Below are 16,302 nucleotides of genomic sequence, written 5' to 3' on the forward strand. Positions count from 1 at the left end.
ATTGCCTGGATGTCCTCGGGCAAGTCGATGACCCGCTCACGGTAGCGCCGTTCCTGGGGTCAGTTCTGGCTGAGGGCGGAATGACACCCTAAGCGGCGGAGTCCTTGGGCCAAAGGTACTCACCAGTGAGAAGGATGTGGGCCCACCCGAGCGGCGAGATATGGGCGAGAAGATGGTCGGGGGTATCGAGCCCTTCGCGGCGGCGAGCTTCGACGGCATGGCCGAGATGCAGGGTGTTCCAGTAGACGATGATGGCGGTCAGTAGGTTGAGGCCAGCGATCCGGTAATGCTGACCCTCCGTCGTGCGGTCGCGGATTTCGCCCTGACGGCCAATGCGCAGGGCATTTTTCAACGCATGATGTGCCTCACCTTTGTTGAGGCCCACCTGTGCACGGCGCTGCATACCGGCGTCGAGAATCCATTCGACGATGAATAGCGTCCGCTCGATCCGGCCCACCTCGCGCAGCGCGGCTGCAAGATCGTTCTGGCGCGGATAGGCGGCGAGCTTGCGCAAGATGCTGCTCGGCGCGACCTGCCCCGCGCTCATGGTGGCGGCGCAGCGGAACAGGTCGGGCCAGTTGGAAACGATCAGCGCCTCACGAACCTTGCCGCCCACCAGCGGGCGCAGCTCGCTCGGCGTGGTGGCAGGGTCGAATACGTACAGTCGTTTGGATGGGAGGTCGCGGATGCGCAGCACAAGGCGGTAGCCGAGCATGGCGCTGATCCCGAACAGATGATCGGTGAACCCGCCAGTGTCGGCGTATTGCTCTTCGATCCGTCGCCCTGCCTCATTCATCGTCAGCCCGTCGAGCAGGTAAGGTGCTTCGCTGACTGTGGCTGGAATAGTCCGCGATGCAAACGGCGCGAAGCGGTCGTTGACGTGAGTATAGGCCTTGATTCCGGGATCGTTGCCGTAGCGGGCGTTGATCGTGTTCATCGCCTCGCCCTGCCGTGCTGCGGGGAAGAACTGGCCATCGGCCGATGCGGCTCTACCCATACCCCACACCTGGGCCATCGGCAGCGCCCCTTGCGCCGCGACCACGTTGGCCAGCGCCTGGTCGATCGCCTCGCTTTCGACGTGCCAGCGCGCGAGACGGGAGAGTTGCCAATAGTCGTGGGTGTTGGAAGCCTCTGCCATCTTACGCAGGCCCAAATTCAGGCCCTCGGCGAGCAGGACGTTGAGCAGACCAATTCGGTCGCCGCACGGCACGCCGGTGCGCAGATGCGTGAAGGCATCGGTGAAACCCAGCGCGGTATCGACTTCGAGCAGCAGATCGGTGATGCGGACGGGCGGCAGGCGGCGATACAGATCGAGCATCAGATCCTCGATCCCATCCGGCGCGTCGGCGGTGAGGCGATCAATGCGCAGCGTGCCGTCTTCGATGCTGCCTTTCGGAATTGTACCGCTGCGCGCGGCGCGACCGAGCCGGGCAAGGCCATCGGCGAGACGCACCTTGCGGTCAGCCAGCCAGACATGCGGGTCGGACGGGACCGCTAGCTTCGCGGCATGCGCGACCGCCATCGGCACGAGGACGTGGCGCAGGTCACCATACCGATGCGAGCGGTCGAACCAGATGTCGCCCGAGCGCAGCGCGTCGCGCAGGTGGAACATGACCGCGACTTCCCGGAGGCGGGCATCATCATCGCCCTTCGCCCGCAACTGTCGCCGCCATTTGGAATGCGGGCGCAAGAAATCGTCGGCCGCCGGAACTGCGCCCCTGGTAGCGATGGCGGTAGCCGCGTCCAGCAAAGGCCGTGCAACCGCCGCAGCTTTGAGGTCGAGGCATCGCAGCATGCGCGGGGCATACCGACGGAAGCGGTGATACCCCTGATCAACATAGGCCAGCGGATCGTCGCCCAAGGTGTCCGTCAACGTCTTGGCCGTAGCGACGAGACTGGTGAGCCGTTCCCATCCCGCCCCGCGCGCGACCGCATCTTCCAGCGACGCGCCGTCGCCATGCGCTTCGAGCAATGATTGACCGAGTGCAGTGAAGCCGTTCAAAGTCGCAGTGGTAGCGCCTCTGGTTTCTACGACCCGCGCGTCATGCAGTTGCTTCGCGTCGCGCCAGGTGCGGCCAACGATCCGGTCATGTGTTTCGATCACCGCATCCGCCGTCGCAGTGGCCCATTCAATGACGCAAACCGCCATGATAGCGCGGCGCCGATCGGCGCCGAGATCGCGCAGGCCATCGGCGAAGTAGCGCTCGCCCTGCCGGCGTAGCCGGGCGACGCGATGCGGTGGAACACCGGCAAGTAAACCATCATTGAGGTTCATCGCGCGCAGGAACTCGAGCCGGTCGAGCAGCCGGTTCGCCGCGGCGGAGTTGTTGCCCGGCTCAATCCGGCGCAGCCAGATGAAGCGGCTGATCGCCCCCGGCAGCATCTCGGTAGTCAGTCGGTCGAGCCCATCACAGGCGACGGGATCGAGACGGGCTGCGATCCGCTTCTCGATCTGGCGTTCGGCGGCGACGAGCGCGTCCGCGCACAACCGCTCGATTGTCGTGATCGCTGGCAGGATGGTCATGGTTTCACGGCAGCGGGCAATGAAGCGCCGGGCAAGGTCGTCGTTTGAGCGTGCCTGCTCGGCTTCGGCGAGAAGCCAATCCCGGAACGCCCTGGCATGCGGTCCCTGTCCGGGGAACATCCTGTATCCGTAGATGCGGCGCAGCGCCTCCATGTGCTGGTGCCGGGTTTGGCGTCGAACGGCATAGGACGCGAGCGTGTCGCCAGCGATGCCAAGCTGGGCACCTAGAAAGGCGGACACGGCGTGGGGGATCAGTTCGCCGGGAGCAAGCGTCCGACCTGGATATCGCAGCGCACACAACTGCAGGGCGAACCCGATGCGGTTCTCCGGTCGGCGCCGCCGGTCGATATGGATCAGGTCATCGGCTGCCAGAATATAATGCCGCAGCAGCGCCGCTTCGTCAGTCGGCAGGTCGAGTAGGGCCGAACGCTGTCGGGCGCTGAGGATATGGCGTCTCGGCATGCACGGCTTGTCCCTATTGAACAGAAGTCTGTTTTGGACAACACTGACCCCACGCAGATCAAGGCTTTTCGAGGCCTAATTCCAGAAGGGTTCAATTGGGACAGCGCGCCGCCATCTACGCCAGGGTCTCGACAGCCGACCAGTCGTGCGAGCGGCAGCTTCGCGACCTCGCCGGTTTTGCCGAGCGTGGCGGCTATGAGGTGGTCGAGGTCTTTCGAGAAACCGCCTCGGGGATGAAGGCCAACCGATCGGCACGTGCCGAAGTGATGAAGCTGGCCCAGGCGCGCCACATTGATGCGATCCTTGTCACCGAACTCAGTCGTTGGGGGCGCTCGACGCAGGACCTGCTCGATACGCTCAACCGGCTGTCGGGCTGGCGCGTGTCGGTGGTCGCGATGAGCGGCATGACCTTCGAGGTCGATACGCCGCACGGTCGTATGATGGCGACGATGCTCGCAGGCATTGCGCAGTTCGAGCGCGACATGCTCAGCGAGCGGGTTCGCTCCGGCCTCGCCGCGGCACGGGCGCGGGGTCGGAAACTCGGGCGGCAGACCGGCGTCCGCCCGAAGTCGGATCGGCTTGCCCCCAAGGTGCTAGCCCTTGTTGCCGAGGGGCGCAGCTATCGCTGGATAGCCCGGGACCTCGGCCTCAGCAAGAATACTGTCGCCGCAATCGTCGGACGCTCCAGGGCGGACATGGATCACAAGGTCGAGGTGGCGGCATGAGCGTCGCGCCGGATGTCGGACGAAAGCACAGGATGAAGACCGCCGCGCTTGGATGCATTACGTACCTGGCGATTGCAGGCTTCGTCTTCGGTAGCTTGCTGAAGCCAGTATTCCTCGCGACGATCTGGTCAGATAGACTGGGCGCGCCTCACTGGCTCTGGATCGTATCCGCTTGCTTCGCGGTCGGAGCGACCAGCTTTTTGATACCGGCTCGGTTTTCGATCGTTCGAGGCCCCATTTTTGTAGCGGTGGCGCTGGCGGGCTCTCTACTCTCAGTCGGAGCTTATGCGGATAATCTGAGATTGAAGGCGTTGAACGAGTTCGGTGCTGACCGGCAAACCCAACACTCGTTTTTAGAATCGGTCCGGCATGCCCCGGAAGAATTTCAGTTCTTCCTGCATACCGCCGTCATGAAGCACTGCGTGCCATATGCATGGAGCTATCGAACGATGAACTTCTATCGCATACCTTTGAGGGCAGCGGTCAACGTCATGCCTGCAAGGTGGCTGACGGAATGTTCTATCCATCGAGAGTGACGCAGTTTGTGATCAATGGCAGCCGCGGCGACGGCAAGGACAGCTATTCCCTTAGGGTGTCATTTCGCCCTCAGCCGGAACCGACCCCAATGCGGTGGGCGAAGAGCTGGATCCAAGCGATTCACGTCGCGCTGGGGCCTATGCCGAAACCATAAATGACCGGGCCGGCTGGCAGCGCTCTGCCGAACTTGTCGCGCCGACCATTTCATCGGAGTTTTGTAAAACTCTGATATAATTCATTAAAATTGGTCATTTTTGGCCTGTGTAGGAACTGTGTAGAAGTTTTTGCGGATTGTGGCGAATGTCGGCGACTTGAGTCCGAAGTTATCTCGCAATTATATGGCCGATGACGAAAAGGGATTCGGGCGTCGTCAGACCCATCGAGGCAATCCGTTTTCGGCCATTTTGCTACAGCACTCACCTGTGCAAGCTCTCTTCATCCCCGCACGGCTCGGCTCCAAACCCAGCTGGGGAAAGCTGGGGGTCACGTCAGTCGCCTTACGCGAACGAAATCGACCGACATTTGAAAAGGGGTTATGCTCCAAATGCCCGGATGATCGGGCAAGCACCCGAGGTGCCGCTGGCGCATTCCTTGGCCAGTTGTCCAAGAGCATCGCGTGCTGCCTGCAATTCCGCAATTTTCTGATCGAGCGCAACGATCCGCGCTTCGGCCATCGCCCGTGCTTTAGGGCGGTCGTCCGTGGCATCGAGCGCCAGCAATTCCCCGATCTCGTCGAGCGTGAAACCTGCTGTCTGCGCTTGCCGGACAAAGCGCAGGCGGCGGAGGTCATCGGCATCGTATCGCCTGACGCCGCCATCGCGCGACGGCGTTCCGATCAACCCCCGCCGCTGATAGTAGCGGACTGTCTCGACCCCTACGCTGCCAGCCTTTGCAAGCTTTCCGATGGTCATCGCATTCATCGCTTGACTCCGTACCATAGTCCGAAACCTATGTAGGTCAGGTGATGCTATCCGCCAAGAAGGAACACCCATGACTCAAGCCGCAATGTCAACGCCAGCGAAGGCGAGCGCCGCCGCCAAAACTGCAACCATTTACCGTATGGTGATGCCGAACCATATTTGCCCTTATGGGTTAAAGGCGCTCGATCTCTTGAAGCGCAAGGGCTTCACTGTCGAGGATCGCTGGCTGACCACACGCGAGGAAACCGACGCCCTCAAGGTGAAACACAATGTCCAGACGACGCCGCAAATCTTTATCGGCGGCGAGCGGATTGGCGGGCATGACGATCTGCGCCGTTATCTAGGCCTGTCGGTCGCCGATCCCAAGGCGACGACCTATCAGCCGGTCATCGCGCTGTTCTCGATGGCGGTATTGATGGCGCTTGCTGCCAGCTTTGCGGTCTATGGCTCGCCCTTCACGATCCGCGCGGGCGAATGGTTCATTGCGTTCAGCATGTGTATCTTGGCGATGCTTAAGCTCCAGAACGTCGACAAGTTTGCAACGATGTTCCTGAACTACGATCTGCTCGCGAAACGCTGGGTGCCGTATTCGCGCATCTATCCGTTCGGCGAAGGATTGGCGGGCGTATTGATGGCGGCAGACGCTCTCAATTGGGTGTCGATCCCGGTCGCGCTCACGATCGGCACCATCGGCGCGGTCTCGGTGTTCAAAGCGGTCTATATCGACAGGCGCGAACTTAAATGCGCGTGCGTCGGTGGCGACAGCAATGTCCCGCTCGGCTTCGTCTCGCTGACCGAGAATGTGATGATGGTCGCGATGGCGATGTGGATGCTTTTCGGTGGACACATGATGAGCTCCACAATGTGAAAACTCGGCGGAGGGGTATAATCCTGTCCCAATTCCTCGCGGTACGGATTTGCAACCACAAACGCATAGGAATCGGGGTTTGTAGCTCGGGCGACGTATAGCTGGACAGGATAGTGAGGTAAACATCATGGATATTGAGAACGCACTGGCGCGATTGGCGAAAGCGCCTTTGGATCAGATTGATTTATCGCAAATCGAAGTGGGGGTCATGCGTAGCCTGGCCCAAACTAAAGTTGTCATCAAATCGCAGACGTCGATAAGGGTTGGAGCTATTACGGCGGCTCTGATCGTCGGCGTCGGCCTTGGCGGTGCCGCCGCTGCGGCCAGCCAAAGTCGCGAGACTTTGGTTTCGGGCGCACATTTGGCGCCGTCGGCGTTGCTGGCGCTACCCTCATGAGTTCAGCACGTCGCGCGATCATATTGACGGTGATCTTGGCATTTCTGGCTGGCCTGAGCGGTGCTTTCGTAGGCACGAAGTTGCTCGCTCCAAAAGAGACGCCCGACAATGCGCTCCACGCGATGCTGCATAGCAAATTGAACCTGTCGGCAGCCCAAGAAAAAAATATTGCCGCAGAAGAGAGGCGTTTTGCCCTCATCCGTGGGCAGCTTGAGGCCGATGCCCATAGCGCCAATGTAGAACTGGCCAGGGCAATCCAGACCAGCAAGCGCGACGGTCCCGAAGTGCAGATGGCAATCGAACATGTTCATAGGACTCTGGGAAATTACCAGAAGCAAACGGTCAGCCATATTTTTAGAATGCGGGCAGTTCTTACGCCAGAACAGGCGGAAATCTTTGATCGCTCCGTAGTGCAAGCGTTGATGCAAGAAGCCCAGTGACGTCGCCTGAAGCGCTCACTGATCGCGAGATTTGCGAGCGGGCCGCCGCTAACGACGACCAAGCCTTCGCCGTTATCATTAGCCGTTACAAGAGCCCTGTCTTTGCCTTCATCAGGCGTTATATCGGCGCTGACGAGGAAGCGCACGATCTGCTTCAGCAGGTTTTTGTGGCCGCGTGGCAGGGGTTTGGACGGTATGATTTAGACCGGCCTCTTGGGCCGTGGCTCACCACAATCGCACTCAACAAATGTCGCGATCACAGCCGTAAGGTCAGGGTTCGCAGATTTTTTCAGCTCACATGGCCAACCGATGCACCTGATATTCGAGACGCCGCGCCAACAGCCGATACGTTGATAAGCGCCAATCAGGAACTGCATTTGCTCGAAAAAGCGATCGCGCTGTTGCCACGCGGCCTCAAGGAGCCTTTGTTGCTGACCGTTTTTGAAGGCTTCAGCCACGAGCAAGCGGGCCTTCAGTTGGGGTTGAGCGGCAAAGCCATCGAAGGCCGAACACGCCGCGCGCGGCAAGAGCTGGAACGCCAAATCAGCGCGTGGACCGATAATTTGTAAGCGAGGAACTGACTATGAAGCATTTTATCATTTTTGGGTTGGCATCGGCGTCGCTGGCAGGTTGCGGGCCTACGGCACCAGATGCAAACGTCGCAAAAACATCCCAAACACAAAGCGATGCAGCCGCAAAGCCTGTGATCGATGCGGTGGACGCATTTCACAAGGCACTGGCGGACGGGGATTCCAAGCAAGCACTGGCGCTCTTGGCTGACAAGGTTCTGATCTATGAGGGCGGCGGCGCGGAAACGAGCAAAGCTGAATATGCTTCGCACCATCTGGACGCCGACATGGCATTTTTGAAGGGTGTAAAGCAGAGTGTGTCTGCGCGCTCCGCACAAACCAGTGGCGACGTGGCGTGGGTGACGAGCCAGGGGGAAACAACCGGCACCTACAAAGACAAAACCATCGACAGTGCTTCCACTGAAACGATGGTGCTGCGGCGAAGCAACGGGCAATGGAAGATCGTCCATATACACTGGTCGTACGCCGACAAATAGCCGAAGGTGCCTGCATCCTGAAAAATGCGCGTGTTTTGGGGGTAATCCCGATTGCGCGCGTATTATCGGTATGATCAGAAAAACCGTTCGATGAACCAGAAGTCGGTTCGCCGCCATTTGGGCGTCGCAGTGGCGACGCTTGGCGCAGTTTTGCTGTCGGCTGCCCCGTCACAGGCGCAAGACGCAGCTTCTGTCATATCGCTGCGTGAAGCCTTTGAGCGAGCAGCGGCGCAACTACCCGAAGCGGCGGCCAGTCCGGCTTTGAAGGCTCAAGCTGACGCCCAACGTCGTGCCGCGAGCGGGCCGTTTGTTGGACCACCCGTGGCGCGCGGCGATGTTCTAACCCGCTCTGGCGGGACGATTGAGCAAGAAGCCAGCGTTTCAGCCGCCATAAAATGGCCGGGGGAAGCGCGCGCTGGTGTTAATGCCGCGACGCTGAGCGGTGATGCGGCAAATGCCGGGCTAGCGGCTGCCCAACTGGCCTTGGCAGGAGACATTCGCACCGTATATTGGCGGCTCGCCGGTGCAAGACGTGCGGTTGATATAGAGCAACAGCATGTCGCAACGGCACGAACTGAAACCGATCAGGTTGAGCGACTGGTTCAAGCCGGTGTGCAGGCACGGCGCGATCTTTTGGTATCACAAGCAGAGCTTGGCGTAGCATTGGCGAGGCTTTCGGCTGCCGAAACCGATCTTGCGGAAACGACCGCGGCGGTCGAGGCGCTTATCGGCACTGCCCCTACGAGCTTTGCCGATGAAGCCCTGTCATCCGGCACCGATATTGAAAGCCATCCCGCACTCCTTGCTGCCGAAGCCAAAGCGAAGGCTGCCGACGCGAAAGCCGGTTATGCGCGTTACAGCCTGCGACCAAGGGTGGAGGGTAGTATAGGCGTACGCCGCCAGCGAAACGATCCCCGTGGTTCTTATGAAGATGCTTTGCTTGTGGGTATCGCGGTCCCGCTAGGCCGCGATTCGCGTGCCGTTGCTGATGCCGCCGGCACACGGGCAGAAGCCTTGTCGGCAAGCGCTGAGGCCGCACGACTTCGAGCGCGGTTGATAGCTGACCAGCGCGCTGCGCTTGAGCGCCTGTCGGTCGCCGAACGTGCGCTCAGTGACGCTGAGGCGCGGCAAGCGGCACTGCGCGAGGCGCTGATGTTGACGCAGCGGGGCCGAGTTGAAGGCGAAATCGGCTACATCGAATATCTGCGGGCGCGGCAGGCGTTGTTCGATGCCGAGCGCGCGCTTGGTGCAGCCCAGGTCGCCAAGTCGGCCGCAATTTCTGATGTCAATCAAACGATGGGTGTGCTGCCATGATATTCCGATCTTTCATGGCGATCATTGCCGCAGCAGTTTTCCTATCCACGCCGTCAACATCATTCGCGCACGGCGATGAGGATCACGGTGCTGCGGCCGTCGCCAGCGCGCCGACGGGTGCGAAGCCCCGCATCGAGGCCCGCACGGCGACCCTTGAACTTGTCGCAGCGGTTGACGGCGACGACATGACAATCTGGATCGACGGCTGGGCCGATAATGCGCCGATCACCAATGCCAATGTGAACGTGACAATTGATGGCAAAAGCCAAGCCGCGAAATCGGCGGGCGACGTATATACTGTGTCCGACGCCAAACTTGAAACCGCTGGCGCGCATCAATTGGCCTTCCTGATCACACGCGCGGGAGCGGTCGAATCGCTGTCCGCCGAACTCATCATACCCGATGCGCAAGTGACAACCGCCAGCGGTGGGTGGGCATATTGGATGGTTGCCGCAGGCATCGCTGTTCTGGCCATCGGCGGCTTGATCTTTTGGCGCTCGCGTAGGGCAGGCGCTGCGGTTGCTGTGGTCGCGCTTGGGCTATTGTTGTTGCAACCACGCCCGATTCAGGCGCACGGCGATGAGGATCACAGCGCAGCGGCCACACCCGCCACGACGGTCACAGGCGGCGGCGATGCGGCGGCCCGGCTTCCAAGTGGCGACGTGTTTGCGCCCAAAGGTGTTCAGCGGATCATTGGTCTGCGCACAATCGTAGCAGCGGATGGCTATACCACCCCGTCTGCCAATTTAACCGGCCAAATTATTACTGATCCGCGTCGCGGCGGGCTGGTTCAAAGTGCCACGGGCGGCCGCGTTAGTGCGGGCGCTTCGGGGATTGCAGTCATTGGGCAATCGGTTCGCGCCGGACAGATATTAGCGATCATTGAGCCACCTTTACAGGCGATAGACCGTGCCTCCTTATCGCGTGAGTTGGGCGATCTCGATCAACAAATCGCACTTGCGGCCAACCGTGCAGCACGGCTTCGCCGACTTGAAGGTGTGGTTCCGCGCCGTGAAATTGAAGAGGCTGCGATTACCCTGCGCGGCCTGCAATCGCGGCGCGCAGGGCTTGGCCAAGCGACATCGGCTCGTGAAGTGCTGCGTGCGCCGATCAGCGGCGTCATTTCGGTAAGCGGGGTCCGCGTCGGCCAAGTGGTCGCTGCTCAAACGACGCTGTTCGAGATTGTCGATCCGTCACGCCTCTATGTGGAAGCCAATCTGTTCGACCGCCGCCCTATAACCACAGGAGCAAGTGCGGTCGGCAAGACGAGCGACGGCGCGACATTCGATCTGGTGTTTGAAGGCGCGGGTCTTGCTGACCGGGGCCGCGCGGCACAAGGGCTGTTCCGCATCGTCGGTGCTCCGCCGCGACTGCGTATCGGCGAAAGCGTTACCCTATCAGCGCCGCTGGGCGAGCCGGTTGCCGGGGTCATTGTTCCCCGCGCTGCCTTGATCAGCGGTGCCAACGGCTTGACCTCGGTGTTCGTCAAGACACGGGCCGAAACATTTGCTTTACGCAATGTGACCACCGCACCAGTGGACGCTGACAATGTGGCGATACTGACGGGCGTCAAAGCGGAAGAGCGCGTGGTAACAATAGGTGCAACTCTACTCGGTCAGGTGCGCTAGGCATGTTTGACGCCATCGTCGCCTTTTCGCTGCGCAACCGGATTCTCGTCCTATTTGCGGCGATCGCGCTTGTTGGGCTCGGCCTGTTATCGGCAAGCCGCTTGCCGGTGGATGTTCTGCCCAACCTCAATCGCCCGGTCGTTACGATCCTGACCGAGTCTCCCGGGCTCGCCCCGCCCGAGGTTGAAACGCTCGTAACGCGCCCGATTGAAACCTCAATGAGTGGCGTTCCCGGTGTTGAGCGTGTGCGTTCGGTATCTGGCATCGGGCTGTCGGTCGTCTATGTCGAGTTCGGCTGGAATGAGGATGTTTACCGCGCGCGCCAGCAAGTCGCCGAACGGCTAACCCTTGTTCGCGAACAAATTCCACCGAACACAGTGCCGCAAATGGGGCCGGTCACGTCCATCATGGGTGAGATCATGCTCGTCGCGATACCCTACGGCAAAGCCAGCCCGATGGAAGCGCGTGAAATTGCAGACTTTCAAGTGCGCCCACGCTTGCTCACAATTCCTGGCGTTGCGCAGGTGATCCCGATTGGCGGCGAAGTTCGGCAATACCGGGTTTCGCCCGATCCGGCAGCGATGGCAGCGCTTGGCATCACACTTGATCAGATTGACGGCGCGGTTCGCGAATTTGGCACCAACAGCGGTGGCGGGTTTGTCGACCAGTTTCAAAAGGAATATCTGATCCGGGGTGTTGCTCGGACAACGCGGATTGACGATTTGCGCGCGCTCGTCGTTGGCGAAAGCGGGGGCAATCCAGTGCGGCTTTCGCAGGTCGCAAGTGCCGATTTTGGTGCAGGCTTCCGGCGGGGGGATGCTGGCTATGGTGGCGCACCAGCAGTGGTTATCGCGGTGCAGAAACAGCCAACTGCTGATACGGTCGCTGTGACAACGCAAGTCGAGGCTGCGCTCAAGGAAATCAGCGCGACACTGCCAAACGGCATTCGCGCTGATAAGGTTCAATTTCGCCAAGCCAATTTTATTGAAACGTCGATTGGCACGCTCCAGCGGGTCTTGATTGAAGCCGCCGTCGTTGTCGCAATCATATTGTTTCTGTTTCTGCTCAACGTCCGCACGACGGCCATATCACTGATGTCGCTGCCAACATCGATCCTGATCACGACGATCATTTTTGAAGCATTCGGGCTTTCAATCAACACGATGACGCTGGGTGGACTTGCCATTGCCATAGGTGAATTGGTCGATGACGCGGTGGTTGACGTTGAGAATGTATATCGGCGATTGCGCGAAAATTCTGCGCTGGCTGAGCCCAAATCACCAATCGGAGTCATCGCTCATGCGACGGGTGAGGTGCGGTCGGGCATCGTCTATGCGACTGCAATCATCATCCTTGTATTCTTACCATTGTTTTTCCTTGGCGGCGTCGAAGGCCGCCTGTTTGCACCGCTTGGGCAAGCCTATATCGTTTCGATCCTCGCGAGCTTTGTCACTGCTGTAACGCTGACGCCAGTGCTTTGCTATTACCTACTGCCGAAGTTTGCGGCGCTCCATGAGACAAGTGAATCCGGGCTCGTTACTCGCCTCAAGAGAGTGAATGCAAAGGCGCTTGAATGGGGATTTGCACGCGTTCGGGGCGTGTTGGTTACCGCCGCGATTGTCAGTGTGCTGGCGATTGGCGGCGCGCTGCTATTGCCGCGTGCTTTCCTGCCGACGTTTAACGAAGGGAGCTTTGTCGTTGGCTATCAGCTTGAGCCAGGCATCTCGCTTGAGGCCTCAAGCCAATTGGCGGCAACTGCTGAAAAACTCCTGCTTCAGATACCACAGGTCGAGAGCGTCAGTCGCAGGACAGGCCGTGCCGAACTCGATGAACATGCCGAGGGCGTTCATTCAAGCGAGATTGATGTCGCGCTCAAGCCCGATGCTGAGGATCGGACTGCGGTTGCCGAGGCAATCCGGAGGAAGCTCGCTGTGCTTCCCGGCTCGGTTTCAGTCGGTGCGCCGATTGGTCACCGGATCGATCACCTGCTTTCCGGTGTGCAGGCACAGATCGTCATCAAGATATTTGCCGAGGATCTGGACGGCGCGCGCGGTAGTGCCGAACAGCTTCGCGCGGCGATATCCGCAATTCCCGGCATCGTCGATTTGCGGATCGAAAAGCAGGTCCGCGTGCCGCAGCTTGATTTGCGGATAGATTACGATCGTGCGGGCAGCTACGGCATCACGCCGGCTGCGGTGTCCGATGCGATTGCGACGTTGTCCAATGGCAAGATCGTCAGCCGCGTGATCGATGGCCTTAAACGCTATGATGTTGTGCTGCGGTTGCCCGATGAAACACGCACAACGGCGGCATTGGCCGATCTACTCATCGAAACGCCCAAAGGCCCGGTTCCTTTACGCAACTTGGCGGAAATCGTAGAGACCGACGGCCCCAATCAAATTCTGCGCGAAGGCGGCAAGCGCCGGATCGTCATATCGGCGAACGCGGCACCGGGCGCGAATTTAGGTAACATCGTCGCAGCCATCGAGGCAGAAACTGCAAAACTCAAGCTGCCTGCGGGCGGGTTTGTTCGCGTCGAAGGGCAGTTCGAGGCGCAGCGCGAAGCATCTTTGACAATCGGCGGTTTGTCGCTCGTGTCGTTCGGCATGATTTTCGTACTGCTCTTTACGCGATACCGCTCGGTCAAATTGGCTCTCATTATCATGGCAGGCGTCCCGATGGCGCTGGTGGGGTCGGTGATTGCACTTGGCCTTGCCGGGTTGCCGCTCTCGGTTGCCAGCATGATCGGATTTGTCACGCTCACCGGGATCGCATCGCGCAACGGCATTTTGAAGGTCAGTCACTATATAAACCTCGTTCTCCACGAAGGCGAGATTTGGGGTGATGCGATGATCGTTCGCGGAACGCTCGAGCGGTTGACGCCGGTGTTGATGACGGCATTAGCTGCGGGTCTCGCGCTCACGCCGCTGCTGATCGGCGCGGACGAACCGGGTAAGGAAATCCTTCATCCGGTTGCGGTGACGATCTTTGGCGGGTTGCTGTCGGCGACACTGCTGGATGCCCTGATTACGCCGATCCTGTTTCGCTTGTTTGGCCGCGCTCCGCTCGAAAACATCATCGCCGAAGCCCGTCAATCGGGCAATTTGCAAGCCTATTAAGCCCAGCACAAAGGATATTTCTCCATGAAAAAGACATTGTTCCTGATCGCAGTCTCTGTCCTCGCACTCAGCGGTTGTGGCGAAAAGAAGCATGAGGATGGTCATACCGACGCCGATCACGCCGCAATTGCCGCCAAGGAAGGCGCTGGCGGTGATGAACATGCCGGAATGGAAATGGGAGGAGCCAGCCATCATCACGGTGCCGCAACGCTCAAGGTAGCATTGACTCCTGCTGGCACTTTCACGCCGGGTGAGCCGCAATCGGTGACGCTGACGTTGACCGACATCAAGACCGGGGCACCGATAGGCCCCGATCAACTGGCACTGGCCCACACCAAGAAGCTGCATTTGCTCATCATTGACGAAAGCCTGACCGACTACCAGCATATCCATCCGGTGGCTGGTCCCAAGGCTGGTGATTGGACGTTCAGCTTCACGCCGAAATTTGGTCGGACATACCGTGTATGGACTGATACAACGCGGGCGGACGGTGATCAGGAATACGTGTTTTCCGACATGGCTGCCGGGTCAGAAAAAGCGCCTGCGCCTGACCCAAAGCCGGTTGCAACCGCAGAAATGGGCGGGCTCAAATTCGCACTCTCGTTTGCTGGCCCGGTAAAGGCGGGTCAAGGCGTGATGGGTAGTGTTGCGATTGTCGAGGCGAAATCCGGCAAGCCTTTCACGCAGCTTCAACCGATCATGGGAGCATTCGGTCATGTCGTCGCGTTTTCGCGCGACTGGAGTTCAATCGAACACGTCCACCCGCAAGGCACCGAGCCTAAATCTGACAGCGAGCGTAGCGGGCCTGTTGTCGGCTTTCATATGGAACCCAAAAACAGCGGCGTTATGAAGATTTTCGTTCAGATCATGGCGAATGGCCGCGAGATAATTGTGCCATTCACGGTCAATGTCGGCGCGTGAGGGAGCAAAGGGCCGCAGAGAGCCATTTTTCAGGGTCGTGATGGCCGCGCGACGGCTGTATGATTAAAGGCCGTAACGAAAGACAGTTGCTCAGCGAATTGACCTTTGACGCTTCCAAGTTCAAATTAGGTTTCTGATGAAAACGCTGTTTCGCCATTTTCTGCTGCTGGGGGCCATATTCGGCCTCTTGTGGCAGGGCGTGGCTTATGCGTCGCCGCCTTGTGCGGATATGCAGCACGAACAAAGTGCAGCAACATCGCCAATGGCAGGCATGGCCGATTGCATGGATGCGATGAAGCAATCCCACAATAACACGCCGCCTTGCAAGGATATGAAGGCCGGCTGCTTCGCTATGGTGGGCTGTGCGTCCTTGGCGGCACTTGGCGTGGTTCCAATTACCGTCGCGCCCGCAATTAGCGGCTCTTTTTCTTATACATGGGCAACAAGTCCAGTTCTGAGCGGGCGCAACATAGCCCCGATACCCGACCCTCCCTCGATCCTTGGCTGAACCAACCGGCGTTCGGCGGCTTTGATGCTGTCGTGCGCGCAAAATTGATTCAACCAAGGATATTCAACATGAAAATTTTACTGACACTTGCTGCGACGCTTGCAGCGTTCACCTCTGTATCTGCTGCGTCGGCAGCCGAACGATCGGGCGGCCATTATGAATGGCAAAACCGTCCGGTTTACGGCCCCAACAAGGCCAATCTGCCTTCGCGCGTCCGCGTGTGGGTCAAGGACGCTTCCACCGTCGCTAATTGCGATTGTGCGATGATGCACGACGAGGCGACGAAGGCTGCGTGCATGGACATGCCGGGCCACGCCAAAGGCTGACAATGGATGTCCCTGGCTGGCGCGAAGCGCTGGTCGGGGACGACCTTGTTATCGTTCCGTTTGGGGGGGTGCATGAAATACTTGATCACTTTAATGGCTTTGCTCGTGCTGCCTGCGCAGCTTGCCGCCGAGCCGCTGACATTTGACGCGGCGCTTGAACGCGCAAAGAGCGCCGCGCCGAGTCTGAAAGGGCGTGCTGCCGGTGTGCAAGCCGCGCAATCGGCGGCGATAGCGGCCGACCGGCTGCCTGACCCAACGCTCGATCTTGGTATCCGCGACTTTCCGGTGACCGGGCCGGATGCGGGTAGCTTCAACCGCGATAATTTTACGATGACAACGATTGGCGTCAGCCAGCAATTTATCAATCCCGCCAAACGTCACGCTCGCGCCGCGCGGGCAGGCGCTGACATTGGCATCGCGGAAGCCGAAGTTGAAGTTGAGGCGCGCAATGTCATGCTCGAAACCGCGCTCGCATGGATTGATCTCTATTATGGGGTCAGGACATAGAACGGGCACAGATATACGCTCTCATGACTGCCATCCGAGA

General features: G+C 59.6%; 16 protein-coding genes. 14 read left to right on the forward strand and 2 right to left on the reverse strand.

Annotated features, from left to right (window positions below):
- Window positions 1-88: 88 nt before the first annotated feature.
- A complete protein-coding gene (locus tag AX692_RS15205) occupies window positions 89-2,986 on the reverse strand; it encodes a Tn3 family transposase (protein ID WP_053556454.1) in 2,898 nt (965 codons plus the stop codon).
- 95 nt (window positions 2,987-3,081) lie between these two features.
- Between AX692_RS15205 and AX692_RS15210 the strand changes: the two genes are divergently transcribed.
- Window positions 3,082-3,711 (forward strand): recombinase family protein, encoded by a 630-nt coding sequence (locus AX692_RS15210; protein ID WP_053556453.1) that lies wholly within the window; start codon window positions 3,082-3,084, stop codon window positions 3,709-3,711.
- Window positions 3,708-4,247, forward strand: coding sequence for a hypothetical protein (locus AX692_RS15215; protein WP_053556452.1), 540 nt, complete (start codon window positions 3,708-3,710; stop codon window positions 4,245-4,247). The genes AX692_RS15210 and AX692_RS15215 overlap by 4 nt, the downstream gene beginning before the upstream one ends.
- A 534-nt stretch (window positions 4,248-4,781) precedes the next feature.
- Here AX692_RS15215 and AX692_RS15220 read toward each other — a convergent pair.
- Entirely contained in the window at window positions 4,782-5,168 is a 387-nt protein-coding gene (locus tag AX692_RS15220) for a MerR family transcriptional regulator (RefSeq protein WP_073977755.1), read from the reverse strand.
- Window positions 5,169-5,238: 70 nt separating this feature from the next.
- Between AX692_RS15220 and AX692_RS15225 the strand changes: the two genes are divergently transcribed.
- The 12 genes from AX692_RS15225 to AX692_RS15275 all read left to right on the forward strand — a co-directional run bounded on the left by AX692_RS15225 (window position 5,239) and on the right by AX692_RS15275 (window position 16,262).
- On the forward strand, window positions 5,239-6,036 hold the full coding sequence (locus AX692_RS15225; protein ID WP_230961067.1) for a glutaredoxin family protein: 798 nt from the start codon (window positions 5,239-5,241) through the stop codon (window positions 6,034-6,036).
- Between the two features lie 127 nt (window positions 6,037-6,163).
- A complete protein-coding gene (locus tag AX692_RS19795) occupies window positions 6,164-6,433 on the forward strand; it encodes a hypothetical protein (protein ID WP_155646345.1) in 270 nt (89 codons plus the stop codon).
- Window positions 6,430-6,873: a periplasmic heavy metal sensor gene (locus AX692_RS19195; RefSeq protein ID WP_081095373.1), complete on the forward strand. Its 444-nt coding sequence runs from the start codon at window positions 6,430-6,432 to the stop codon at window positions 6,871-6,873. The genes AX692_RS19795 and AX692_RS19195 overlap by 4 nt, the downstream gene beginning before the upstream one ends.
- A complete protein-coding gene (locus AX692_RS15240; protein ID WP_073977759.1) occupies window positions 6,870-7,442 on the forward strand; it encodes an RNA polymerase sigma factor in 573 nt (190 codons plus the stop codon). Before AX692_RS19195 ends, AX692_RS15240 begins: the two co-directional genes overlap by 4 nt.
- A gap of 14 nt (window positions 7,443-7,456) precedes the next feature.
- Window positions 7,457-7,939 carry a YybH family protein gene (locus AX692_RS15245; protein ID WP_081095374.1) on the forward strand — a complete coding sequence of 161 codons (483 nt, stop codon included), beginning with the start codon at window positions 7,457-7,459 and terminating at the stop codon, window positions 7,937-7,939.
- A gap of 51 nt (window positions 7,940-7,990) precedes the next feature.
- Window positions 7,991-9,253, forward strand: a complete 1,263-nt coding sequence (locus tag AX692_RS19200) for a TolC family protein (RefSeq protein ID WP_155646346.1) — start codon at window positions 7,991-7,993, stop codon at window positions 9,251-9,253.
- Window positions 9,250-10,881, forward strand: coding sequence for an efflux RND transporter periplasmic adaptor subunit (locus AX692_RS15255; protein ID WP_073977762.1), 1,632 nt, complete (start codon window positions 9,250-9,252; stop codon window positions 10,879-10,881). Before AX692_RS19200 ends, AX692_RS15255 begins: the two co-directional genes overlap by 4 nt.
- A 2-nt stretch (window positions 10,882-10,883) precedes the next feature.
- The gene (locus tag AX692_RS15260; protein WP_073977763.1) at window positions 10,884-14,000 is read left to right on the forward strand and encodes an efflux RND transporter permease subunit; all 3,117 of its coding nucleotides are present in this window, start codon (window positions 10,884-10,886) and stop codon (window positions 13,998-14,000) included.
- Between the two features lie 24 nt (window positions 14,001-14,024).
- Window positions 14,025-14,921: a hypothetical protein gene (locus tag AX692_RS15265; RefSeq protein ID WP_073977764.1), complete on the forward strand. Its 897-nt coding sequence runs from the start codon at window positions 14,025-14,027 to the stop codon at window positions 14,919-14,921.
- 136 nt (window positions 14,922-15,057) lie between these two features.
- Window positions 15,058-15,429, forward strand: a complete 372-nt coding sequence (locus tag AX692_RS19800; RefSeq protein ID WP_155646347.1) for a hypothetical protein — start codon at window positions 15,058-15,060, stop codon at window positions 15,427-15,429.
- Window positions 15,430-15,497: 68 nt separating this feature from the next.
- Entirely contained in the window at window positions 15,498-15,755 is a 258-nt protein-coding gene (locus AX692_RS19205) for a hypothetical protein (RefSeq protein ID WP_081095376.1), read from the forward strand.
- A gap of 72 nt (window positions 15,756-15,827) precedes the next feature.
- Window positions 15,828-16,262: a TolC family protein gene (locus tag AX692_RS15275; protein ID WP_081095377.1), complete on the forward strand. Its 435-nt coding sequence runs from the start codon at window positions 15,828-15,830 to the stop codon at window positions 16,260-16,262.
- The last annotated feature ends 40 nt before the right edge of the window (window positions 16,263-16,302 follow it).

The organism is Erythrobacter donghaensis (assembly GCF_001557325.1).
Lineage (GTDB): Bacteria > Pseudomonadota > Alphaproteobacteria > Sphingomonadales > Sphingomonadaceae > Erythrobacter > Erythrobacter donghaensis_B.